This is a genomic window from Streptomyces sp. NPDC018029 (genome assembly GCF_044327655.1).
Taxonomy (GTDB): Bacteria; Actinomycetota; Actinomycetes; order Streptomycetales; family Streptomycetaceae; genus Streptomyces.
In genome coordinates, this window is sequence record NZ_JBIRFV010000014.1 from 16807 (window position 1) to 40646 (window position 23840).

At 70.0% G+C, this 23840-nt stretch carries 15 protein-coding genes; 2 read left to right on the forward strand and 13 right to left on the reverse strand.

The genetic code is table 11. The annotated features are described in order from the left end of the window. Nucleotides 1-27: 27 nt before the first annotated feature. A complete protein-coding gene (locus ACH4D5_RS33910; RefSeq protein WP_398310332.1) occupies nucleotides 28-6396 on the reverse strand; it encodes an RHS repeat-associated core domain-containing protein in 6369 nt (2122 codons plus the stop codon). A gap of 495 nt (nucleotides 6397-6891) precedes the next feature. Between ACH4D5_RS33910 and ACH4D5_RS33915 the strand changes: the two genes are divergently transcribed. Beyond that, the gene (locus ACH4D5_RS33915) at nucleotides 6892-9906 is read left to right on the forward strand and encodes an FG-GAP-like repeat-containing protein (RefSeq protein WP_398310335.1); all 3015 of its coding nucleotides are present in this window, start codon (nucleotides 6892-6894) and stop codon (nucleotides 9904-9906) included. 63 nt (nucleotides 9907-9969) lie between these two features. Here the strand turns inward: ACH4D5_RS33915 and ACH4D5_RS33920 are convergent, their stop codons facing one another. Continuing rightward, nucleotides 9970-10221, reverse strand: coding sequence for a hypothetical protein (locus ACH4D5_RS33920; protein WP_398310338.1), 252 nt, complete (start codon nucleotides 10219-10221; stop codon nucleotides 9970-9972). 398 nt (nucleotides 10222-10619) lie between these two features. Here ACH4D5_RS33920 and ACH4D5_RS33925 point away from each other — a divergent pair, with 398 nt between their 5' ends. Then, entirely contained in the window at nucleotides 10620-11102 is a 483-nt protein-coding gene (locus ACH4D5_RS33925; RefSeq protein WP_398310340.1) for a DUF4231 domain-containing protein, read from the forward strand. 878 nt (nucleotides 11103-11980) lie between these two features. Here ACH4D5_RS33925 and ACH4D5_RS33930 read toward each other — a convergent pair. From ACH4D5_RS33930 to ACH4D5_RS33980, 11 genes are all read right to left on the reverse strand, one after another. After that, nucleotides 11981-12460, reverse strand: a complete 480-nt coding sequence (locus ACH4D5_RS33930) for a hypothetical protein (protein ID WP_398310343.1) — start codon at nucleotides 12458-12460, stop codon at nucleotides 11981-11983. 414 nt (nucleotides 12461-12874) lie between these two features. Then, a complete protein-coding gene (locus tag ACH4D5_RS33935; protein ID WP_398310346.1) occupies nucleotides 12875-13414 on the reverse strand; it encodes an SMI1/KNR4 family protein in 540 nt (179 codons plus the stop codon). A gap of 30 nt (nucleotides 13415-13444) precedes the next feature. Beyond that, on the reverse strand, nucleotides 13445-13849 hold the full coding sequence (locus ACH4D5_RS33940; protein WP_398310349.1) for a hypothetical protein: 405 nt from the start codon (nucleotides 13847-13849) through the stop codon (nucleotides 13445-13447). A 158-nt stretch (nucleotides 13850-14007) separates the two neighbouring features. Further along, nucleotides 14008-15132 carry an alpha-hydroxy acid oxidase gene (locus tag ACH4D5_RS33945; protein WP_398310352.1) on the reverse strand — a complete coding sequence of 375 codons (1125 nt, stop codon included), beginning with the start codon at nucleotides 15130-15132 and terminating at the stop codon, nucleotides 14008-14010. After that, nucleotides 15129-16403, reverse strand: coding sequence for an ATP-grasp domain-containing protein (locus ACH4D5_RS33950; protein WP_398310355.1), 1275 nt, complete (start codon nucleotides 16401-16403; stop codon nucleotides 15129-15131). The genes ACH4D5_RS33945 and ACH4D5_RS33950 overlap by 4 nt, the downstream gene beginning before the upstream one ends. Before the next feature lie 38 nt (nucleotides 16404-16441). Further along, nucleotides 16442-17362: a branched-chain amino acid transaminase gene (locus tag ACH4D5_RS33955; protein WP_398310357.1), complete on the reverse strand. Its 921-nt coding sequence runs from the start codon at nucleotides 17360-17362 to the stop codon at nucleotides 16442-16444. Beyond that, on the reverse strand, nucleotides 17359-18636 hold the full coding sequence (locus tag ACH4D5_RS33960; protein ID WP_398310360.1) for a GNAT family N-acetyltransferase: 1278 nt from the start codon (nucleotides 18634-18636) through the stop codon (nucleotides 17359-17361). The genes ACH4D5_RS33955 and ACH4D5_RS33960 overlap by 4 nt, the downstream gene beginning before the upstream one ends. Beyond that, nucleotides 18633-19895, reverse strand: coding sequence for an acetyl-CoA carboxylase biotin carboxylase subunit family protein (locus tag ACH4D5_RS33965; protein ID WP_398310363.1), 1263 nt, complete (start codon nucleotides 19893-19895; stop codon nucleotides 18633-18635). Before ACH4D5_RS33965 ends, ACH4D5_RS33960 begins: the two co-directional genes overlap by 4 nt. Beyond that, a complete protein-coding gene (locus tag ACH4D5_RS33970; protein WP_398310366.1) occupies nucleotides 19892-20995 on the reverse strand; it encodes an Ldh family oxidoreductase in 1104 nt (367 codons plus the stop codon). Before ACH4D5_RS33970 ends, ACH4D5_RS33965 begins: the two co-directional genes overlap by 4 nt. After that, the gene (locus ACH4D5_RS33975) at nucleotides 20992-22494 is read right to left on the reverse strand and encodes a GNAT family N-acetyltransferase (protein ID WP_398310369.1); all 1503 of its coding nucleotides are present in this window, start codon (nucleotides 22492-22494) and stop codon (nucleotides 20992-20994) included. The genes ACH4D5_RS33970 and ACH4D5_RS33975 overlap by 4 nt, the downstream gene beginning before the upstream one ends. Further along, nucleotides 22491-23801, reverse strand: a complete 1311-nt coding sequence (locus ACH4D5_RS33980) for a KamA family radical SAM protein (RefSeq protein WP_398310372.1) — start codon at nucleotides 23799-23801, stop codon at nucleotides 22491-22493. Before ACH4D5_RS33980 ends, ACH4D5_RS33975 begins: the two co-directional genes overlap by 4 nt. Nucleotides 23802-23840 lie beyond the last annotated feature (39 nt).

Here is a 23840-nt window from a genome sequence, read left to right on the forward strand (position 1 = left end):
GCCGCGGGACCACCCTCCACGTACTGATCACCCGCAAGCCGCCTGACCACCACTGAACCCACCGGCACCACAACCGGCCCAGCTCATTCCAGCATTTGTACTCATATTGCGTCCAGTCTGCCCCCAGTCGATGCCACCCTTGGGCGCGGGGGGCCTGGTGCTGCCTCGCCACAGGGGAGCCCGAGGCCCGGAAGGGCCCCGTGTGAAAGCGCTGCCCCGCCAGCTGCCCGCAAGCATCCGACCGGCTCCGGCACCTGCGCCGAGCCACAATGTCTGCGTCACAAATTTGCGTTTACTGAACTCGCCGTTGACGCCGTCGGCGATGTTGTCCGCTGCCAACAGGGCCGCGCCTGCGACTGTGCAATAGCCCGCAGTTCCCACCACGCACACGACGAACGCGCCACCCTGTGCGTACCCCCGCCAGTGTTCCTTGACGTGGGTGACGGCCTTGCCGCCGGTCTTGTTCCATGCCTCGCCGAACTCGCCCTTCTTGATGTTGCCCCAGAGGCTGTCCTTTCGGCGCCGTTCGGCGTCTTGGCGCTTCTGTGTCTCCCGGGCCGCCGCGTCCGCCTTCGCCTTGGTTCTGGCCCTATCGATGCCGTCGTAGAACTTGTTGCTGATGCCGCGTGACGCGTTGGCGATGCGCACCTGCTGCTTCTGGTACGGCTTGAGGCGGCCGTACCACTTCGTGTAGCGCTTGACCGCCCTGATGGCCGTCTTGGCCATCTTGTTGATCGTCTTCTTGAGTTTCTTGACGAAGCTGCCGAAGAACTTGCCGTCGGGGTCGGCGTGGATGACCGGGTTGTTGTTGCCGTAGGTGTAGCCGTGCATCTGCTGCGGGTCGGCTGTGTCCATGACCGGGTCGACCGAGATGAACCGGCCGAGCGTGGGGTCGTATTCGCGGGCGCCTAGGTGGGTGAGGCCCGTGGTGTCCGTGGTGCCGCCCACGAAGCCCCTGTTGCCCGGCCAGTTGACGGACTGCGCGGTGCGCTGCCCGCCGAAGATGTGCGTCTTGCGGCGGGTGATGGCCTGGCCCGCACCGAGGACGACCGCTGTGGTGGCCGTGCCCAGGTGGTCGGAGAGCAGGATGCTCACCTGGCCGCCGGTCTTGACGGCGACCGTCTCATCCCCCGCGGTGTAGTAGCGGGCGCTCGACTTGGTCCCGTCCTTGTTGAGGGTGACTTCGTTGCCGCCCGGCAGGTACAGGGTGGTGGCGTTCGGTGTCTTGGACAGGATGCGGTCGCCGTCCGCGCTGTAGAGGTAGCCCGTGGTCCTGCCCGCCTCGACCGCCTTGGCCAGGTGGCCCTCCGCGTCCCAGGACATCTCCTGCTCACGGCCGCCCGCGGCACGGCTGGTGGTGTTGCCCGCCGCGTCGTAGCTGTACGTGTCCTCGTGCCTTTCGCCGTCCGTCTCGTTGCTCACGGACGTCAACTGACGCTTGCCCGCGCCCTTCTCGCCGTAGGAGTAGGTGCGCTTGACGTCGTGGGCGGCCAGCGGGTCGCCGTCGATCTTGTGCTGGGTCTCCGTCCTGCGGTTGCCGATGGCGTCGTAGGTGAAGGTGTGCCAGTACGCGTCAGGTCCGCCGACCTTGGGGGCCGTGCCGCCCTCGCCGCCGGCGGCGTCGGGCTTGGCCGCGCAACTGTCCGTCGCTGTCCAGGCGTTGGTGATGCGGCGCAGCGCGTCGGTGGTGAAGCACTGGGTGTCCACCGAGCGCTCTTCGTCCTGGCCCGAGGCGGTGACGAGCTTGTTGATGTTGCTGGCTGCGTCGAAGCCGTAGCGGACGTCGTCGATGCGGGAGGGCCCGGTCTCGCGGTCCGTGGTGGTGCGGATCAGGTTGCCCGTGTGCTCGTCGTACTCCTTGGTGTCCCACACGTGGCGTCCCTTGGGGCCGTACTCGGTGCGCAGCGGGCGGCCGAAGGGGTCGTAGGTGATGTTGTTGACGAGGACGGGTGCTGTGGGGCCGGTCATGACGAGCTGGTCGTAGGGGAGGCTGCTGCCGTAGCGGTTGGTGACGCGTTCGGCGGCCTGTCCCGGCAGGGCGGGCTGGCGGGTCCAGTCCACAAGGCCGGTGCGGGCGTTGTAGCCGTACGTCCACTGGTAGGTGGCGGCGAGGGCGCCCTCCCTGGCGGGGATGGTCACCTTGGTGGCGGTGGGCTGGTAGCGGTCGTCAAAGCCTGTCGTCTCGGCCACGTACTCCTGGCCGCCGGCGTGGCGGGTGGCTTTGGTGAGCAGGCCCTTGGCGACGGTGTCCCATGTCCAGGAGGACAGCAGTGTGTTGCCCTTGGTCAGCTTGGTCTTGCGGCCGAGTGCGTCGTAGCCGGTGGTCAGTTCGGTTCCGCGGGCGTCGGTCGTGGTGACGGGGCGGTCTGCGTCGTCGTAGGTGACGTGTGTGGTGCCCTTGTCGGGGTCGTCGGTCTTCACTGCCCGGTCGCGGTGGTCGTAGGTGTATGTCCACGTCGCGCCGCTCGGGTCGGTGACGGTCTTGTGTTTGCCGGTGGGCGTGTAGGTGTACGTCGTCGACTGGGACGTGGTCCGCTCGGCGTCGGTGTACTGGATCAGTTCGGTGGTGCGGTCGTGGACGTCGGTGACCGTGGTCGTCGCCGTGTCGCCCCGGGGCGGGATCACGGTGGTGCGGTCGCCGTCGTGCCGCGTGGTGACGCGGGTCTGTTCGTCGCCGTACTTCTCGCGGATCTGGGCTGTGGTGCGGCCTGCCCCGTCGTACACGGTGCGCGTCGCGTCGGGCGTCTTGGTGTCGTCGCCGGTCACCAGCGTGCCGGAGGCGTCGCCGGTGGCGTAGTAGGCGTCGTAGGTCTTCCACTCCAGGCCACGGGAGTCGTACTTCTTCTCCCCGATGATCCGGCCGACGCCGTTGGCGGAGGGCGCCTGACTTTCGCGCTCGCGCAGCAGGCCGTCGAAGAAGGCGTACTCGGTACGGTAGTCACCGTTGTGGCGCAGGGTCTTCGTGGTGACCACGGTCGGCTCGGTCTTCGTCACCGTGTACGTGAACTGCTTGCTGGGCGTATCGGGGTGGGCGGCTTTCGTCCAGCCCTGCTCCCACACCTTCGTGGCCCGGCCCATGCCGTCGTAGGTGGAGTCGGTGCGCTTGCCGTTGGCGTCGACCTTCGCGGTGGGCAGGCCCCGGCCCGGCTCGGACTCGGTGGTCTCGGTGTGGCCGAGGGCGTTGGTGACGACGGTCCTGGTCGGGGCGTAGTCAGTGGCCGGGGTGTACTGGGTGGTGGTTTTCGCGCCCGTGGCGTCGGTGGACTCGATGGTGCGGCCGTGCCGGTCGGTCTTGTTCCGCTCGACGGTGATAAAGCCGGTGCCCGCCGCGTTCTGCTCGTCGGCGCGCGTGACGTCGCCCTTGGTGGGGGCGGCGCCCAGGGTGGTGGCGTTGTCGAAGTAGGTGCGCTTCTCCGAGATCAGGTCGTTGGGCAGGTCGGGGGTGGTGCCGCAGGCCTTGGCGACGGTCTTCACCGAGGCCGCGAGCTCCACCAGGTTGGTCTTGGTGTTGCGGGCGTACGTCGTGGTGGTGCAGGTCTCGTCGCCAAACTTGGCGGTGTCACCGTGGTCGGACTCGGTGGCGGGCATGCCGTAGGAGTCGTAGGTCCGCTCGACCTTGGTGCGGCGCCAGGTGTCGCCCACGGCGGTGCGTGACGTCTGTGTCCGGCTGTCACCGGCGACGAAGGACTGCAGAGCCGGCAGCCCGTCGCCGCGCTTGCGCGTGGCGGTGGCCGCCGACTTCCACGGGGTGGACGCGGACGCCTCGATGAGCTTGCCGCCCTCGAAGGTGGCCTCCTCGCGGGTCATGCCCGCGAACACGGGGTGGTCGCCGGCCTCCACGCCCTCGGAGTCCTTGACCTGGGCGCCGGGGATACCCCGGAAGTAGCGGGTCTCGGTGCGCAGCTTTGTGCCGTCGCCGCCGGTGCCGGTTTCCGTCCTGACGTGCCCGTAGCCGCGGAAGTCGGCGTGGGTGCGGTACTTGGCCTCGGTGAACTCGTCCTGCGTCTTCGCCCAGGCCGCGCCGCCGAGGTAGGTGTAGTCGGTCTGCTTGGCGGGGGCGCCGCCGACGTGGTCCTCCTCGCGGACCTGGGTGACCACATAGGTGTGGAACCAGTCCTTGGTGGGCTTGTAGTCGGCGCCCGGCGAGTCCGGCGAGGTCCAGTAGACGGGGTAGCAGCGCTTGGTGTTGGTCTCCTCGGCAGGCAGCTTCGATGCCGTGCACTGTGGAGCAGAGTAGGTGATGCCGATGGTGCCGCCGGATTCGGTGTCGATGGCGTGCACGCGGTAGCGGATCAGCGGCGGGATTCCGTCTCCGGTCCTGTCGACGCGGTTGGCCAGCTGGGTGCCGCGGAAGGTGACAGCGGGCGTGGTCTCACTGGTGCCGCCGGTGTGGCCGGTGTGCTGCACGCTCTTGAGCCACAGGGCGGGTGAGGAGCCGTCACCGGTGGAGGGGAAGGAGTGGGTCAGCTTCCAGGAGTCGACCTTCTGGTAGCCGGTCCCCGCGCGGACTTCGGTGGTGATGTCGGTGATGCGCTTGCGAGACCAGAAGGAGGGGCTGTAGCGGTTCTTGCACTCGTCGCCGGACTTGCAGTGCTGGTCGTAGGGCACGTCGGGCCAGTGCTTGGCGTTGGCGGCGGTGAACTTGGTGGCCGCGCAGTCGAAGGAGGAGGTGGCCAGGCAGCGTTCGGCGGTGGTGAAGGTGACCTTCGCCGCGGGCGTGCCCGTGTACAGGTCGTCGTGGCGCAGCCCGTACTCGATCTTCTTCAGGTAGCCGCCGCGGGTGTAGGGCGTGGCCGTCGAACTGCCGCTGCTCAGGCTGACGTTGCGGCCGTAGCGGTTTTGTTCCTTGCCCCAGTAGTAGGCCATGGCGTCGCCGTGCGGGGTGAGGACGTAGTCGAGGTTCCAGCGCCAGGCCTGCTGGCACCAGGAGTCGGCGAAGGTGTCCTTGTGGCACGGTTCGCCCGCGTGGTTGCCGTGGACCGGGACGGTCCAGGTCGAGTTCGTGGTGGTCTTGCCCGAGGTCCAGCCGGGCAGCTTGTGGTAGCCGAAGAAGTACTGGATGCCCGCGGTGTCGGTGACCTTCCAGTACTCGCCGTCGTTGTCGCCGTTTCCGCGTCCCGCGTCCTTGACCAGTTCGACCTTGCTGCCGTCGTCCTGCTGCGGCTTCCAGGTACCCGTGGCGTCGTCGCGGACGAGCTCGGTGGTGGAGCCACCCAGCGACAGGACGGCGTTGTGGCCGCCCCAGCACAGGTCGCCGTTCTTGACCTTGTTGTTGCCGTCCTTCATGTCCGCGTTGCAGGACGTGTAGCGGCGCTCGATGAAGCCGGGCTCCAGGCTCCAGCCGTCACCGACGTTGTTGGCCTGGTTGTTGGTCGCCGCGGTGCGCCCGTCGACCGAGGAGGAGGAGTAGCCGAGGGACAGTTCGGGGCCCATCTCCCCCGGGACATTTGGGGTGTTCAGGTCATACGTCCAGGAGAAACCGCCGGACGAGTCGCCGGCCTCCCACGAGCCGGACGGCGACAGGGGGGTGGCCCGGAAGTCTCCGCCGCCTCCCCCGGCGCCGGAGGGGGCGGCCTGCACGGCGAACAGGGAGCGCGCACGGCGGGCCGGCTTGGCGGTCGACTCGTCTGTGGCGGGCTGGGTGGCGGCCGTCTTGGCGTCAGCGGTCTTGGCGTTGGCGGGCCGACTCTTGGTGGTGCCTGCCTTGGTGGGTTCGGCCTTGGCGCTGCCCGGCTCGGCGGAGCCGGCCTCGGCGGGCGTGCCGGGCTTGCCAGGTGTGCCGGGCTTGTCTTGTGCGGGCTTCCTCTTCGTCTGCGAGTTCGGCGCCACGTCGGCGGCCCCTTCCCCGAGGTCGACGCGCGCGCTGAGGGTCTGCTTGTCCGCGTCGTTGTGGGCCGTCTCGACCGGAGCGGGTGCGCAGTCGTCCGCGCCGGGGTCGGTCAGCGCGCACTGCGGGACCCGGGTCAGCGTCAGGCGCGATGCCCAGTCGGCTCCAAGGGCGTTGCGGAACGACGCGTAGTTGATGCCGAGTTCGGCGTCACCACCGTCGGACTCGACGGACAGCAGAACTCCGGAGACCCCGGCCCGTTCGGTGCTCTTGCGGTCCAGTACCTCTACGACGACTTCACCGGACACCGCATTGCCCGCGCCGCCCTGCTTCTTGACCGGGGTGATCGGGGTGATGTCGACGGGCAGGGAACCCGGCGTCAGTTTCTCCTTCCGGCCCGGGGCCGAAATCTCGGCCGAGGCCGTGACCGGCTTGGGCCAGGCCGCATCAGGAACGCTCCGCCACGCCTTCTTGTCCGCCTCGTCGCCCGCGGTCTTCCTGCTCCCCTCAACCGGTGTGACGGGGACGGGCTTTGTGGTCTGCAGCTCGCGCAGGGAAAGCCTGGTCATCGCCAAAGTCTCGGCGGTGAGCAATCCGCTGAGCAGGGCTGTCGCCGTCAGTGTGGTGACCACGCGTCGGATGCGGCGCCTTCTCCGGTCCGAACGCCCGGGCCGGCACCCGGAGTTTATTCGAGAAGACGCACGCATTCTTCAAAAGCTCCCACATCAAGGGCAGATGGACGCCGGAGAACTTAGCACGCCCTTTACTCGTTCGCGGCATGGGTATTGATGCATACCGGCGGCATGACCTTCGACATGCGGATTACCGACAGAAGCCCCTTGACCTGGCGTTCTATGTCAAGTAGTCGGCGTCGGAATTGTTGCGACTGACGCCGTAAGCACGGCTGTTCTTGGCACGTGCTTTACTTGGCCGGGTTTCCGAGGATTGAATGAAGAGGAAGACGCATGCCTTGTCGTCCGCATTCCAGATGGCGAATAGGGCTTGCAGCCCTGGTAGTTGGCGCCCTGTCGGCGGGGATCGGGGTCACCTCCGCTCCGGCGGCCGTGGCCGGCCCCCGGCCCTCAGGCAGCAGCGGGACAAGCGCCTCAGGACCGGACGAGGACGAGGAGACCACCGCCTCACGGCAGGCTGCCCGCGGCGGGGACCGCGTCGAAGTCCTCTCGTGGCGTACCGAGTACGCCACGGTGTACGCGAACCCCGATGGCACCTTCACCCAGGACACCGCGACGGTTCCCCTGCGGACGAGGCAGGACGGCAGGCTCGTCGACATCGACGAGACTCTGGTCGAGCGCCCTGACGGCACGTTCGCTCCCCGGGCGGCCTCGGTGGGCGTGCGCTTCTCCGGCGGCGGAACAAAGACCCCACTGGCCACCGTCACGCGTGAGGGCCGGTCCATGAGCGTGGGCTGGCCCGGCGAACTCCCCGCGCCGAAGGTCGAGGCGGACACGGCCACGTATCCCGACGTACTGCCCGGCGTCGACGTCAAGTTGCGGGCCTCGGCGGTCGGCTTCCAGCAGGTCCTCGTCGTCAAGAACGCCGACGCGGCCCGCAACCCCGCGCTCAAGGCCCTGCGCTTCGCCCTGGACAGCGAGGGCGTCGACGTACGCACTGACGACGCGGGGAACCTCACCGCCCGCAACCCGGCGGGGAAGGTCGTCTTCACCGCCCCGACCCCGACCATGTGGGACTCCTCCGCACCTCCCACGGCCGGCGCCGCCCACGCTCCCGCGGACGTACGCAAGGCCACGGTGCGCGCCAAGCCCGCGGACAGCGCGCCGGTGCACTCCGGTGAGGACGTCTTCGAACCGCGTGAAGGCGCCGAGGAGTCTCGCATGCCGATCCACGTGGACGGCGGGGAGATGCTCCTGACCCCCGACCAGAACCTGCTGACGCATCCGGAGACGGTCTACCCCGTCTACATCGACCCCTCCGTCTCCAGTCCGCGGCTGGGATGGACTTCGGTCTCCAAGAAGCACCCGGGCACCTCGTACTGGAACCACTCCTCGCACGTGGCGCGGGTCGGGCACGAGTCGGAGACCGGGGGCACCTGGCGGTCCTTCATCCAGTTCAATCCGCGCTCCTTGCACGGCAAGCAGATCACCTCCTCCACGATGCGGATCAAGAACACGCATTCGTGGTCGTGCACGAAGAAGCCGGTCCAGCTGTGGCTCACCGCGGCGATCTCCTCGGCGACGACGTGGAACAAGCAGCCCGCCTGGCACGAGAAGTACGCGACAGTCAACGGCGCCAAGGGGTGGTCCAGCAGCTGCCCCGCAGGCAACCTCGAGTTCGACACCACCAAGGTCACCACCAAGGCGGCCGCCGGGAAATGGAGCAAGCTGGCGCTCGGCCTACGCACCGATGAGTCGAACTCCGCATCGTGGAAGAAGTTCGACGCCCGGACCGCGGTGCTCTCCACCACCTACAACAGCACCCCGAACCTGCCCGCCGCCGTCGACACCGTGCCCTCGACCATGACCGGCGGCCGCTGCGGCGACAACGGCACCTACGTCACGCTCGGCAACACCGACGTCCAACTGACCGCGAGGGTCTCCGATCCGGACGGCGGCACCGTCACCGCCCGGTTCCACCTGTGGCCCACCGGCAAGCACGATGCGGACCCCGGCCTCATCGTCAACCGCGACGTGAAGGTCTCCAACAAGGGCATCGCGCGCACCACTGTCTCCAAGGCCCTGCTCGGCAAACACATCGGCGCGGCCAAGGGCAGCTTCTCCTGGAAGGTGCAGGCCCGAGACGGCAAGGCAGCCTCAGACTGGCGCCCCACTCTCGGCGCCCCTGGCTGCCGCTTCGCCTTCGACCCCACCCGGCCCTCCCGCCCGCCGTCGGCGACCTCTACTCAGTTCCCTGAAGGCGATGCTGGCAAGCCCGAGGAAACCGGGGCGGCTCGCACCGAGGGGACATTCACCTTCTCCGCCGACGGCGTCCATGACGTGGTGAAGTACGAGTACTGGAGCGACTGGGATTCCACCGTGCGCGCCGTCGCCGCCCCCAAGGCCGGCGCCAGCGCCACCGTGAAGCTCACTCCGCCCTCCGCGGGCCCGCACCGTCTCGTCGTCCGCTCCCTCGACAAGGCGAACAACCGCTCCGATACGTTCGTCTACTTCTTCTACGCCGCCTCCCCCGGGCAGCCGGACGAGCCCGGCGACCTCAACGGTGACGGTAATCCGGACCTGCTTGCCCTGCGCTCGAAGGGCGAACTCACTCTGCACCCGGGCATTGGCAACGGGCGTCTGGCCACTCCCGCCGCCGCCAGCAAGCACTCGTTCGACGGCTCCCTGATCACCCACCGCGGCGATTGGAACGGCGACGGCTACGAAGACCTCATCGCCACCACCGGCGCCAAGGGCTCCCGCCAATTGCATGTGTATCCCAACAACGGATTCGGATACATGTGCACCAGCCTCGGCGAATCCGGTGAGGGCTCCTCCTGCGAGGGCGAACGCCTGGACCTCACCGTCTCCGACGAAGCCGACGACCACTTCAAGAACGCCGACCAAGTCCTCGCCATCGGCGACGTCGACGGACCCACCGACCTCGACGGCGACGGTGAGATCGGCGAATGGGACCTGCCGTCCTTCCCTGACCTTCTGGTCAAGGAAGGCAACTATCTCTGGCTCTACTACGGCCACCCCTATGGCTACTTGGACGAGTACGCCGAGCCCCTCCTCCTTGGCGACAGCAACTGGGCAGACTACGACCTGGCCGCCCCTGGCGACGTCACAAATAACGGCCACCCCGACCTCTTGGCCCGCAAGAAGTCCACCGGCGAACTTTTCCTCGCCCAGGGAACGGGCCCCGACGGCGCGGGATTCGGTGACACGGCGGCACGGGTGCGCGTGGCCACGGGCTGGACTCCGGCCGCTATCCCGCTCCTCGCCTCCGCAGGCGACGCCGACAACGACGGCCGGCCTGACCTGTGGTCCACCGCCTCTACGGCCACCGGCCTGACATTCCACCCCCGGCTCACCACGACAGGGCTGGGGGACGCCGTCACAGTCGGGGCCGATGGTTGGAGCGGCCTCCAGTCACTGAGCTGACCCGGGACGGCCGGGCCCTGCTGCGCCATAAGAACGGTGGCGCCGGACGGGCTTCGTGGGCACTCACAGCGGAGCAGCTGCGCCTACACCGAGCAGGAGGCCACCGCCTTCCTCCGGCTCCATCAGGGCCTGCGCCGGGCGCTCCCGCAGCACCGCCAGGAGCTGGACGAGTTCGAAGTCGGTGACAGCCTCGGGTTCGGCGGTGGTGAGCCGGGTCGCGAACGCCGACTGGTCGACGCCGGTGTCCGGAGCAAGGTGGGCAAGCGCGGCCAGCAGCTCGGCGTGCGCGAGGACCCGGCGGGGTGAGAAGGCCAATGGCTTCCTCGCGGGCGGCGGGGTCGCGGTAGTGCCCGAGGTGCGCGGCCAGGGTGTGGGTGAGCCAGGCGTCGGCGTCAGCCTGGACGTATCCGCCGGCTCCGCGAAGCGGACCACCAGCCCTACTACGGCGCACTCAAGCCACTGCTCGAAGACCACGCCAAGCAACTCGCCAAGGCGATCGACCGCACCGGAATTTCTGCTCTGCCTGTCCCCGTGGCCCGCACGAGGCTAAGCGGACCCGGCGAAGTCCCCTGCTGATCCTTTGCCGCCCTTGTCGACCGCGAAGCCGTCCGGAGCAAAGGTCAGCAGGGGACTTCGTGTCATGCCTTAGCGGTGCGCGGTCACGATCTGGCGTCTCACCACAGTCCGCGGCAGGCATTCGGCATCATGTGCGAGTGCGCCTAAGGAGACTACGAAGACGACAGCCACCGGCTCCGGGAACGGGCCACGACGCTCTGCTCGCTTACGCCGAGGAGGAGTTGGCCTGGTACGCGGGAACGCGCGACCGGGCCCGGCGGCTCCATCAGCTGACCGAACTGACAGCTTTGCTCACCGGCGCTGCGACTGTGGTCGCCGCCGGGATCCAGGCGCCTGCGGCGGTCACGGCGTCCCTGGCTGGAGCAGCTGTGTTCATCGGCGGGTTCCGGCAGGTCTTTCAGCACGTCGACCGCTGGGTTCTGGCCGCAGAGAGTTGGACGAGCCTGCGCGTGGAAGTCCATCGCTACCGGCTCCTCACGGATGAGGACCGCGACCAATCGGCGCGGGAACGACTCCTGCAGAAGATCGAAGAGGTCGCCGCAACTGAGGTCACAGCGTGGGCTTCAGGCCGTCGCGCAGCCGGAGGAGGAGCCGCGCACCAAGGCCAGATCACTCCGTGAACGCTCAACAGGGTCAGGTCCGCCCGCCCGCATACCGACGCCAAGCCATCGGCACCGTCGTGACCCAGGCACGAACTCGCGTATCAGGTCTCGGCCTCGTGGGCTGGCACCGGGACCGGGCCGCGGCGGCACTGGACGCCCCCCGCTCGGCCGCCGCACTCGGCAGTTCTCGCCCTGGCAGGTCCGCTCGTCGCCTCGCATTTGATTTTTCTCAGCCATGTAGTGAGAAAAACACGGAAGTTCCGAAGGCCGTCTAGACGATGACCGTAGTGACCCATTCGACCTGGATTCGCGACAGGTCGAGTGTGGCAGGTGGGCAGGTCAGCGGGGCTCCCGTGCTATGGGTTGAGACGTGGAACGCCTCATACAACGGCACGGGAGCCTTGTGTGCTGCCGGAGGTCTCTGCCAGCCCCGTATTCAGGGCCGTCGACTTCCTTGGTTGGCCCATACGCCACCCATAAACATGTAACCGAAAAGAATAATGAGCATGGGTATACCTAGGGCCCACCTGGCACCCTGCCCCAGCCCTGACATCCACACCATGATCGGCCAGAAGATAAGCCCTAGAATTATCAAGCCGCCAAGGAAAACACTGAGACGCTTTGAATACTGACTCATCCCCTACCCTTTCGTTCGACTGCGGGGAGCGCTTGCGCGCCCCCCGCAGTCGCTCAACTACTCACCTATGATCGGGGAATTCGACTTTCGGACACAGTGGGCACGGGCGGTAACGCATCGTCATGCCCTCGAGCGCACGTAGACGCGAGGAGGCCCGTACACGCTGTGCGTGTACGGGCCTCTGGTCGAGCGCCGGGCAGGCCTTGCACCTGCATTTCCCCGCAGGAAGCGGGGCGTCTTTCCTTGGACCACCAACGCATCACCGGCTGCCGCGTGTTGTGGCGACCAGTTCAAGATCTACTGTATCGGACGGAGGGGCGGGGGTGCGACATGAGGCGGGCGTTGGGCGCGAAGGCGGAGGCGGGAGACCGTGCCAGGCGGCTCGTGCGCGGAAGCGTTTGAGGTAGTAGGCCGTGGCGGTACCGTTCGTGCTGCCGGCGAGAATCTCCTTTTCCCAGCAGACGGCGACCGCTTCCTTGAAGAACATCCGGGCTGAGGCCCGTTCGTGGTCGTCGGCGGTGACTTCCACCAACAAACGTTCGGGGCCCTGTCCGCGCCCAGGCGCCGGAAGGTGGCTGGTGGCGCAGCCGCTCCGGTTGGGCAGTTCCTCGGCCGGCGCGGTCTCAGTAGTGTCGGGGCGGTCGCTCAGGGACGCCGCGAGGATGACCAGTTGTTCGGCGAACTCGGGGCCCAGCACCGGGAACTCGAGGTCGGGGTGCTGGTCGTAGCTGGCGGTCACGGAAGCGGCGACGAATTAGATGACGGCCTGAGCCGCCTGCGTGCGCGGGCTCGTGCGGCTGAGTCGGCTCAGGACACGCAGGAGCGTGGCCAGGTTGGTGTCGGCGGTCATCACCTGGCAGGCCAGGGCCTGTTCGCCGGTGTCGGCGGTGTCCCCGTCTTGCGGGGGGGGTGAACGACGGTCTGGTCCTGCCACAGTGCAGCGGCGTAGGTGTCACCGCGGGCGAAGTCTGCCGGCAACTACCGGAGCGGGCCTGAGCGCGGTCACTGGGTTGCCGCGGACATTTTTTCTCCGGTGACCGCCCACGAGCCCGCCCCCCCTGGCCGGGCCGGAAGCGACAGCCAGACGTCACTCCACGAGCCGCAGCGGACGGACCCTGCGGCGATCACCGGAGGCGGGAGGGGGCATCGGGCTTCAGAGGATGTCGTCGTTGGAGTCGAACTCGTGCTGGTCGGGGGGAAACTCGTCGAAGTACACCGAGTCCGTCTCTCCTGTCAGGACGGACAGGAGAAAGGACGTGCACTGGGTCGGGTGGTATTCCCATTCCGGTCCCCGGCCCTCGTTGAACATGACGGTCCACTCATCAGGCTTCTGCTCCGGCCGACGCAACCAGTACAGCATGGCGCCGCTGCCCTCGATGTAGGCCCACGGCCACACCTGGGCCTGGGGATCGTCCTGCAGTTGCGCCGGCTTGGGTTCGGTCTCCCACAAGTTGGCCAGGACTTCTGCCCGCTCCGTGGCCTGGTCGAGGAGGTTGTAGTCCTCGTCCGGACATGCGGGGTCCAGGAGCCAGATGGTCTCGTCGAAGACCCCGCCTCCGTAGGCCTCAACGAGTTCCTTGTAGTCCTGCGGCAAGGCGGTGCCAAGCCGCTGCTCGGCGGCGGCCCAGTCTCGCGGGCGGCGGGGGCCGGGGGGAGGAACGAGAGCGGCAAGGCGTTCCACGGTGGGGTGCATCGGGGTCGGTTTCTTTTCCTTGACGGGGGCTTAGTTGGGCTTTGGGGCATTGAAGGTAGAGACGCTGTTGGTACTGCTTTCGCCTTCGTAGGGGGTGAAGGAGAAGCCGCGGTTGCCGTGCGCCTCCAGGGTCATTCCCAGGGGGATGACGTCGCCGGGGTCGTTGGTCCGGTAGATGGGCGTGACCTTGCCGTCGATGGTCTCACCTGCATCGACGGCGGTTCTGATTTGGCCCTCGACCCTTTTTGCGGATCGGCCTGGGTGTGCGGGTTGTCGACGTAGGCGGCCGGATTCGGCGTGTGCCTGGGTGAGGGATTTCGTCTCCGTTTGCGACAGGGGTGCCAGTCCGTCGTGGTCGCGGATGAGCGCGAGTTGGACGGTATGCCCTACATCGATGGGCTCGTCAGAGGGCCTGGCCAAGAGCACCACCATCATGGCCAGGGCAGCTGTTTGGGCACCTCATCACAGCGGAGCCGGCCGCGTCTGTCCCCGTGACCCGGCACCCGGCATCCCGTCCGGCTGACACCCGCCCAACGCCACCGACACCCCCACTCACAGGCCGGTCCCGCGTGGTCCGGGCGGCACCGCCCAGGTCACCAGGACGGGCGTACGAGGTCCGGGGTCAGGGCAGCCAGGTCGGGGGTGCCGAGGAGGGTGAGGGCCAGTTCGGTTTCGCGGTGCAGGGCGTTCAGGGCGGCGGTTACTCCTTCGGCGCCGCCCGCGGCCAGGCTCCAGACGTAGGGGCGCCCGATCGCCACGGCGTCCGCGCCGAGTGCCAGTGCCTTCACCACGTCGGTGCCCCGGCGGATGCCTCCGTCGATGAGGACCGGGACCCGGCCTGCCACGGCCTCGGCGACGGCGGGCAGGGTGACGAGCGGGGCGATCGCGGTGTCCAGGTTGCGGCCCCCGTGGTTGGACATCCAGACGCCGATTCCGGTCTCCGCGGCCCGGCGGGCGTCGTCGGGGCGCACGATGCCCTTGGCCAGGACCGGCAGCCCGGAGACCGAGCGCAGCCATTCGAGGTCGGACCAGGCGACGGCGGGGTCGATCCGCGGGTCGTGGATGCCGTGGTGCGTGGGGTCGGCCGCGGTGCGGCCCGGTTGCGCGGTGTGGCCGGTCAGGTTGGCGGGCGTGCCGTGGGAGGGGAGGGCGAATCCGTTGCGCAGGTCCCTTTCCCGGAGGCCGGTCACCGGGGTGTCGACGGTGACGACGCAGGCGGTGGCGCCGGCCGCGCGGGCCCGGAGCACCAGGTCCTTGGTGAGGGCCCGGTCTCTCTGTACGTAGAGCTGGAACCACCAGGGGGCGGTGGCGGCGGCGCCGATCTCCTCCAGCGTCAGTGTGGAGAAGGTGCTCACCGTGGTGAGGGTTCCCGCGGCGGCGGCGCCCCGCACGGTCGCCGCTTCCGCGTCGGGGTGGAACAGGCCGTGCGAGGCGGTCGGCGCGAGGAGGATGGGCGTGGGGAGTTGCGTGCCGTAGAGGGTGCAGCGCATGTCCACGCCCGCGGTGCCGGTGAGGACCCGGGGCAGCAGGGCCAGCCGCTCGTAGGCCTCGGCGTTCCAGCGCACGGTCCGTTCGTCCGCCGCGCCGCCTTGGAGGTAGTCGTAGGCGGGGGCGGGCAGGACGTCGCGGGCCGCGTCGTGGAAGTCGGCCAGGGTGATGCGCTGGGGGTGGGGATCGGGATGGGGCGGAGTGGCGGGGCGCGGCGGCGAGGTCGTCACAGTGCTCCCTGGTCGGCGGCGTGCACGTGCAGGTGGAAGGTGAGGCGGTTGATCGCCTCTCGGGCGGCGGCCAGTGCTTCGTCGGCGCTGGGTGCGATCGCGCGTGCGTGGGCGACCCGGGAGGTGGAGGACTGCAGGGCCTCGACGGCGGCGTCCGGCGGGACCAGCAGCTGCACTTCGGTCACCCCGGGTATCGCGCGGGCCTCGTCCAGTCCCGTGGTCTCGGCGAGCACTCCGGGGGCGGGCAGCGCGGCGAACCAGATCGCCGAACTGCGGGGAGTGCGCGGTGCGGCGAGGGCGGCGCGGATGCCGGGCAGGACCTTCTCGCCGAGGGTGTGGCGGATGAGGCAGTCGGCGATGTCGACGCCGGTCACGTCGTGGGCGAGGGCCGGGATCTCGTCGCCGCCCATGCGGACGTGTGTCTCGATCAGCTGCGGTCCGTGTTCGGTGAGGACGACTTCGGTGTGGGTGGCGCCGGATCTGATGCCGAGGGCGTCCAGGATTCGTTCCACGTAGTTGTGGATTTGTTTTTCCTGGGCGGGGGTGAGGGGTGCGGGGCTGACGTGGCCCAGTTCGACGAAGTTCAGCGGGTCGGAGTACTTGCGGGTGATCGCGACGATCTGGTGGTCGCCGTCCTCGGAGAACGCCTCGACGCTGAACTGCGGGCCCTCGTGGAACTGTTCCACCAGGACCGGCGTGCCGTCGGCGTCCCCGAGTGTGCCGCCGGCGCGTGCGAAGGCGTCGGCGGCGTCCTCGGCGTCACGGGCCAGGGTGATGCCCTTGCTGAAGGAGCCGCTGCCCGGTTTCACGATGCAGGGGGTGTCGTGCGCGGCGAGGAACGCCCGCAGTTCCGCCACATCCGACACCTGGGCGCAGGCCGTGGTGTCGATGCCGGCTTCGCGCAGCCGGGCCCGCATGGCGTGTTTGTCGTAGACCAGAGCGGTGGTGCGCGGGGAGTGCGCGGTGAGGCCCAGCGCCTGGCCGATGAGTGCGCACTTGTCCTGGTCCCGCTCGCCGAAGGCCACGATCCGGGTGAACGGGTGCCGGGCGTGCACGGCCTGGGCGAACGCGGTCCATTCGTCGTCCGGGGCCTCGGGGCTCACCCCGATGATCCGGGTGTGTTCCGTCGTCTCACGGAGTTTGGAGAGGTAGTCCAGTCGGCAGATGACGGTGGTGCGGGTGCCGGGGCGGGCGCGGCGCAGCCGGGTGGGCAGGTCTCGGCCGCTGCCGATGACCAGGACGTGCTCGGACCTCAGGACGTGCTCGGACATGAAGGTGGACCTCGCTGGGAGTGGGCGTACGGCGGTGGTCAGAGGTGGGTGAGCCAGCCGTGGGGGTCGGCTGTCCGGCCGTGGACCACGTCCTGGAACGCCTGGCGCAGTTGTCGCGTGAGCGGTCCGCTGCCCGCTTCGGTGACGGGGCGGTCGTCGACCGAGGCGATGGGGACGATCTCGGCGGCGGTTCCGGTGAGGAAGGCCTCGTCGGCGACGTAGAGCTCGCTGCGGGTCAGGCTCTGCTCGCGCACCTGGTGGCCGAGGTCGCGGGCGAGGGTGATGGTGGTGTCCCTGGTGATGCCGGGCAGGATGTTGTCGCTGATGGGCGGGGTGGTGATCACTCCGTCGCGTACGGCGAAGACGTTGGCGGCGGACGCCTCGGCGACGTGGCCGCCGGGGGTGAGCATGAGGGCGTCGTCGTAGCCCGCACGGATCGCGGCGACCTTGGCGAGCGCGGAGTTGACGTAGGCGCCGGTGGCCTTGGCCAGTGGCGGCACCGCGTGCACGCCGTTGCGCTGCCAGCTGCTGACCATCAGCCGGCAGCCCTCCTGCTCGGCCTTCTCCCCCAGGTACGAGCCCCAGGGCCAGGCCGCGATGGCGACTCTGGCGCTGTCCAGGCGCGGGGCGACGCCCATGGTGCCGTATTCGAGGTAGACGAGGGGGCGCAGGTAGCCGCTCTCCAGGCCGGTGCGGCGCAGCAGTTCGAGGCATGCCTCGGTGAGTTCGTCGACGCTGTGGCCGGGGTCCATCAGGTAGACGCGCGCCGAGTCGTGCAGCCGCTGGAGGTGTTCGCGCAGCCGGAAGACGGCCGGGCCCTGCTCCGTGGGGTAGGCGCGGATCCCTTCGTAGACGCCCCAGCCGTAGTGCAGGCTGGGGGTGAGGACGTGTACCTGTGCCTGGTCCCAGGGGACGAACTTGCCGTCCATCCAGATGTCGCTGGTGGGCGTGAGCTTCATCGTGCGGCTCCGTGAAGGGTGGAGGAGGGCGAAAGGGTGCGGGAGGGGACCGGGGTGGCCGGGCTGCCGACGCGCTCCAGGCGGCGTTCGATGCTGCGGGACTGGAGGGTGAGCACCTCGTGGAAGGCCTTGGCGTGCGGCCCGTGGAAGGCGAACCAGCCCCAGCGGGGTCGCAGTTCGCAGCCGCGCTGGAATTTGGCCTCGTAGGTGGCGAGTCCGTAGTGGATGCGGCGGATGCCGTTCTCCAGGGCCCAGCGGGCGCTCTCGTGGTAGGTGAGGGCGAGGTAGCAGCCGGAGGCCTCGGGGGCGAAGCCCACGGTGCGCAGGAAGAGGGTGTCGCCGGCCCTGAGGTACAGGGCGAAACCGAGCATGCGGTCCTCGTGGACGGCGCCCAGGACGACGCACGACTCGCCGATCTCCTCGCGCAGGGCGTCGAAGTCGCGGCGGACGCGCTCGTGTCCGCCGGGCAGTCCGTACTTCGCCCGGTGGGCCACCTGGAGGGCGGTCACCGTGTCGTCGAGGGCTTGCGGGCCGGTGGTGGCCACGGTGTGGAAGCCGCTGTTCTCGTAGGCGGTGACCTCTTTGCGCAGTCCTCTTCGGCGGCGGCTGCTGAGTCCGGCCACGTACTGCTCCCAGTCGTCGGCGCGCAAGTCGTGCACGGCGTCGGCGCCGAGGAGCGTGGCGTGGTAGCCGGCACGGGTGGCGGCGGCGTCCACCGCCTCTGCCTCGGGCTCACCCACGTAGAGCAACGCCGTGCTGTGGCAGCCGAGTTGGTCCGCGATCTGCATAAGGAGGGCGGGGAGCGCCGCCATGACCGACCGGCGCTGCTGCGGGGAGCGTCCGTGGGTGTGGGCCACGCCGTGATGGTTGCCGAAGGTGGCGAGGGCCAGGGAGGGGTAGTGGTCGGCGCGGTCCTGGGGCAGGGATGTGGTGAGGCGGTGCCACTGTGCGCGCTCGGCCTCGTCGAGGAGTTCGGGCTCGGCCATGGGTGAGGCGGTGCCTGCCAGCCTGGGGGCGTCGTAGAAGAGCAGCCCGCCGGGCTTGTGGGTGACGAGCAGAGTGGCCAGGGCCACCGGCCGGTCCTCTTCGAGCACTTGAAGGCAGTGCGTCTCGTGGAGGTCGGTGCGTGCGGTGAAGCGCAGCCAGCGGGCGTCGTCCCAGATCAGGCCGGTGCCGTCCTGCCCGGTGGCGTCGTGGTGTGCCCGGTGGTGGCCGGGCGCCAGCAGCCGGGCCGTGAACGAACCGTGGTGCGCGGTGGGCGCGGTCGTGGTCATCGCGCCCCGCCCTCGGTGCGGCCCGAGGTGGCGGGGACCGGCGCGGGCGGGTCGGTGTCGTCCCAGCCGAAGCCCGCGCCGACCAGTTGTGCGGTGGCGTCGATTCTGCTGTCCAGGACGGCGGGGTCGGGGTCGGTGATCACCCAGGTGGCGAGGAAGTCGCCGGACTTGCGCAGCCGGTAGCGCTCCCCGCTCCAGTCGTCGCCGATCCGGGTGTTGAGGACGAAGTCCGTGGTGCCGGGCGGCGGTTCGGGCAGGCGCAGGACCCGGCCGTGCTTGGGCGGGATGCCGCAGAAGGCGGCGCGGGGGGCGGTGCGCGCGTGGTCGCGTACGGTGTCGAGCGCGACGGGCAGCCCGCACTCGATGCGGGCCCACAGCTCTCGCGGGTCGGTGCCCAGGATGTGGCGGAGCATGGCGGGGATCGGGCCGCCGCCGATCCGGGCGGCCACTTCGCACAGCACGATCCGGCCGCTGTCGGTGACGAAGAACTCCGCATGCGCGCACAGGGTGTCCGGCGAGGGCAGCGCGTCGATCAGTCGCCACGTCTCTTGGACCAGCCGCTCGTGGAGCGGATCGGCGGGGTCGAGGTTGCGCGAGCCGAGCGGGGCGTCCTCCCAGTGGGTCAGGCACCCGGCGCCGGTGTAGCGGGAGGCGACGGCCGCGACGGGCTCGCCCTCGGCACGGAAGACGTCCACGTGGTGCAGGGTTCCCTCGATGAACTCCTCGACCTCGTACGAGCCGCCCGCCACCTGCTCGGCGAGTGCGTCCGCCTGGCCGGGCGCGTCGAGCACGTGCACGCCCGTCGATCCGGAGCCGCTCCTCGGCTTGACCACGACCCGGCCGGGGTGGGCGGCCATGAAGTCCGTGATGTCGTCCACGGTTGCGGCGGGCGCGAAGGCGGGGACGGGCAGGCCCGCGGCGCTCGCGTACTGCTTCATCAGGACCTTGTCGCGGTACGCGGCGGCCGCGGTGCTGTCGAGGCCGGGCAGGGCCAGCTCGCGGCGCAGCAGGGCGGCGCGCTCGACGTCGGCCTCGGCCAGTGCCAGGACGGCACGGGGACGGTGTCTGCGGGCGGCCGCACGGGCGGCGGTGAGCACGGCGTCGTCGTCGGTGTAGTCGGGGACGGTGACGACCTGCGTGAAGCCCTCGCCCACGGGGGCGCCGTCGGCGGTGACCGCGACGAGCCTGCCCGCCTCCTCCGGCAGCCACTGGGCGAAGGGGAGCCCTGCCTGGCGGGGGCTGATCAGGACGAGGATCACGCGGACGCCTCCTGGGTCCCGGGGAGGCCGAGCCGTGCGGCGAGCTCGTCCAGGGCGCGGGCGGTGCCCGCGTCCAGGGGGATGCCGTGGGTCTCCCGGTGCCGCTCGTGGGCGCGTTGCGGGTCACCGGGGGCCAGCACGGGCTGGTTGGTCGCGGCGGTCGCGGTGCGCACCGTGGTCAGCAGGTCCGTCAGTCCGGTGGCGAAGCTGTCCGCGCCGGTGAACGCGGCCGGGTCGAGGGCGAGTACGAGATGTCCGATGCCGCGGCTCGCTCCGGTGCCGCCCTCGCCGACCTGGGAGAGGTGCCAGTCGGGTGCGGTGCCGGTGAGGACGGCGCCGAGCAGGGTGACGGCCATGGCCAGGCCCTGCCCCTTGTATCCGCCAAGGGGCGAGAGCGCGTACGCCTCCTCGGGGTGCGTGGTGGGCCGCCCCGCGCTGTCGGTGGCCCAGCCGTCGTCCAGGCCGCGGCCTTCGGCCCTGCGCTGCTTCACCTCGCCGAAGCAGACCTGGCTGGTGGCCATGTCCAGGGCGAATTCCTCGTCGCCGCCGCCCGCGGCGACGCTGATGGGGTTGGTGCCGAACAGCGGCTCGACGCCCCCGTACGGTGCCACCCGGGAGGCGGCCGAGGTGACGGCGATGCCCACCAGGCCCGTCCGGGCCAGGGCACGTGTGTAGACCGACGCGGCCCCGAAGTGGTTGGAGTTGCGCACGCCGACGGCGGCCACCCCGTACCGGGCGGCCCGCTCCGCCGCGAGCCGTGCGGCCGCAAGTCCGGCAAGGACACCGAGCGAGCCGTCGGCGTCCAGGAGCAGTCCGGCGCCCCTGTCCCGCACGACGGTCGGCTCCGCCGCCGCGCGGGCCACTTTGGTGGACAGCTCGGTGAGGTACTGCGGGAGCAGGCGCAGGCCGTGCGTGTCGATGCCGCGCAGCGAGGTGGTGACCAGTGCGTCGGCCACCTGGTCGGCCTGCTCCGGGGGCAGGTCCGCCGCGCTGAGTGCCTCGCGGGCGAGCTTTCGTGCCGGTCGTGGGTGGATGGTGCGGCCCGTGGCGGGCGGCGCGGGCTCGGCCGGGGGTGTCCCGGCCGGGGCTTGGGTGGTCAACGGGTGCTCCTGTGCACGAAGTGGTGGGGGCCGAGCCCCGGCAGGTCCAGGGGCCGGCCGAGGACGTCGAAACGGTGCTTGCGGTAGAAGCCGAGGGCCGCGTCGGGGACGTGGCCCCAGACCGTTTCGGCGCCGTCCAGGGCCGCGACGGTCAGGGTGGTGCGCAGCAGCGCACTGCCGGCACCCGTGCCGCGGGCCTCCTCGAGGGTGGCCATGCCGTACAGGCGCCGGGCGTGGCCGGGGCGCGACTGCGGCAGGTCGTGGCCGGCCGGTGGGTCCTCGGCGTACAGGGAGGCGGCGCCCACCGCGCGGCCCTGGCGCAGCGCCGCGAGGTGCCGGGTGGCGGGGTGTTCGTCGTGCGGGGGGCCGGCGCCCGGCGTGGCCGGTGTACAGCCCGGTGTCTGACGGCGTACGAGGTGGACGCGCTCGGCCGGGACGTGGTGCACGGACCAGCCGTGGGCGGTGGCGTGGGGGAGGTAGCCGGAGCCCGGGCGGTCGGGCAGCGCGACGTGGCCGGTGGCGTCGAGGCTGAGCCCGTGGCCGGTGTCCACCGCGAGCAGGTCGACCACGTCGACGTCGAGGTGGTCGACCAGACCGCCGAGGTGGGCGGTGGCGGAGACGCCCGCGGCGGACTCGGGCATGCAGCCGAGCATGGTGATCAGGCCGCGTTCGCGTGCGGCCCGCAGCATGGCCAGGGCCGGGGTGAGGCCGCCCGCTTTCATCGGCTTGACGTTGATGCCGTGGAAGGCGTGCGCGCAGGCGTCCAGGTCGGCCGGGGAGGTGATGCTCTCGTCGGCGATGACGGGGATCGGGCTGATCTCCTTGAGGCTGCGGGCGTCGTCCCAGGCCGCGCGGGGGTAGGGCTGTTCGATCAGGCGCACCCCCAGGCCCTGCAAGTGGGACAGGGCGGGGACGAGCCGGCCCGGATCCCAGCCGCAGTTGCCGTCGATGAGGAAGGGTGCGTCGGTCCGGCGGCGCAGTTCGCGCAGGATGTTGAGGTCGCCGGGGTCGGCGAGCTTGACCTTGTAGGCGCACCAGCCCGGCCGCTCGCGCAGTTTTCCGGCCATCGCCTCGGGGGTGTCGAGGCCGATGCTGTAACTGGAGCGCAGGTTGTGCGGCCGGTCCAGGCCCAGGGACTTCCACAGCGGGACGCCGAGCAGGCGGGCCCGCAGGTCGTGGAGGGCCGAGTCGAGTGCCGCGAGCACGAACGGGGAGTCGGGCAGTTCGGCGGCCAGCCGCTGCCAGAGGGTGTCGGCGTCGCCGTCCGGCCCGCGGACGTCGAGCGTGGCCAGCAGGGGCGCCGTTCGCCGCAGGTCGGCGTGCATCCGCTCCAGGCCGGAGTTGTAGTGGTCCGTCATGAAGCAAGACGCTTCGCCGTAGCCGGACACGCCGTCCTGCTCCGCCTCGACGATGACCGTGCGCGTGATCGGGATGGCCTCCCGCGCGGAGCGCCAGAGGTGACGTTGGGTCAGGCTGGCCTCGTGCGCGGTGACCCTCACCGGCTACCCGCCCGTGGCGGCTGGGGCGCTTCGGGGTCGGGCTGCCCGGGGAACCAGGAGCCCAGCGCGGGGCGCAGGTCGTCGAACCACTCCGCCTTGGGGTCGTACTTCGCGAAGAACTGCCGCCCCACGAGCCGGGCGTCACGGGCCTGGAGCAGCCGCAGCGAGAAGACCCGCTCCCCCGCGACGGTGGTCACCGAGTCCAGCAGGACCTTCCCCGGGGAGGCCGACATCACCGGGCCCCGGGCGGAGCGGGCAAGGCCGGAGACGCCGCGGATGGCGTCGTTGTAGATGTCCAGCGCCTGGGCGAGCGGCACGCCGAAGTAGCTGCGGGCGCCGGTGTCCCGCTCGACGAACATGTAGTACGGCACCACGCCGAGTTCCACGAGCTGCTGCCACATCCGCGACCAGGCGTCCGCGCGGTCGTTGACGTGAGCGATCAGCGGTGCCTGGGCGCGGATCACCGCACCGGTGGACCGCACCCGGGCGATGGCCTCCCGTACCACCGGGGTCTCCAGCTCTTTGGGGTGGGAGAAGTGCGCCATCACCGCGACGTGCCGGCCGGCCGCCACACAGCGTTCGAGCAGCCGCAGCAGATCGTCCGCGTCGGCGTCGCCGGTGAAGCGGGCCGGCCAGTAGGAGAGCGCCTTGGTCCCGAAGCGCAGTGTGCGCACGCTCTCCATGGCCGGGTCGAGCAGCGGCTCGATCCAGCGCTTGAGCACCGAGGTCTTCATGATCATGGGGTCGCCGCCGGTGAAGAGGACGTCGGTGACCTCGCGGTGGTTGGCCAGGTAGCCGGTGAGGTCCTCGGGTGAGCGCAGCGCCTGCCGGAGTTCGGCCACCCCGACGAACTGGGCCCAGCGGAAGCAGTAACCGCAGTAGGCGTGGCAGGTCTGGCCCTGCGAGGGGAAGACCAGCAGGGTCTCGTCGTACTTGTGCTGGAGCCCGTCGAGCCTGCGTCCGTCCAGTGTCGGCACATTGGCTTCGAGCTGGTCGCCGGGGTGGGGGTTGAGCAGTTCCTGGGCGTCGGCGGCGGCCTTGCGCAGGACGTCGCGCGGCGCGTCGCTGTCGTGGAGGGCCGCGATGTTGTCGAAGACGTCCGGCGGGAGCATGTCGCGATGCGGGAAGGTGAGCCGGAAGATCGGGTCGTCGGGCGCCGCCGACCAGTCGATGAGCTGGTCGGCGACGTACTCGTTCACCTTGAAGGGCAGGACGGAGGAGACGACCCGCAGGTCGCGCAGGTACTCCTCGGACATCCCGCGGTCGCGGGCGAGCGCCGCCAGGCGTTCGTGGGAGTAGGTCTTCACACCAAATCCTCATGGGTCCTCGGTGGCGGGGGTGCCCGC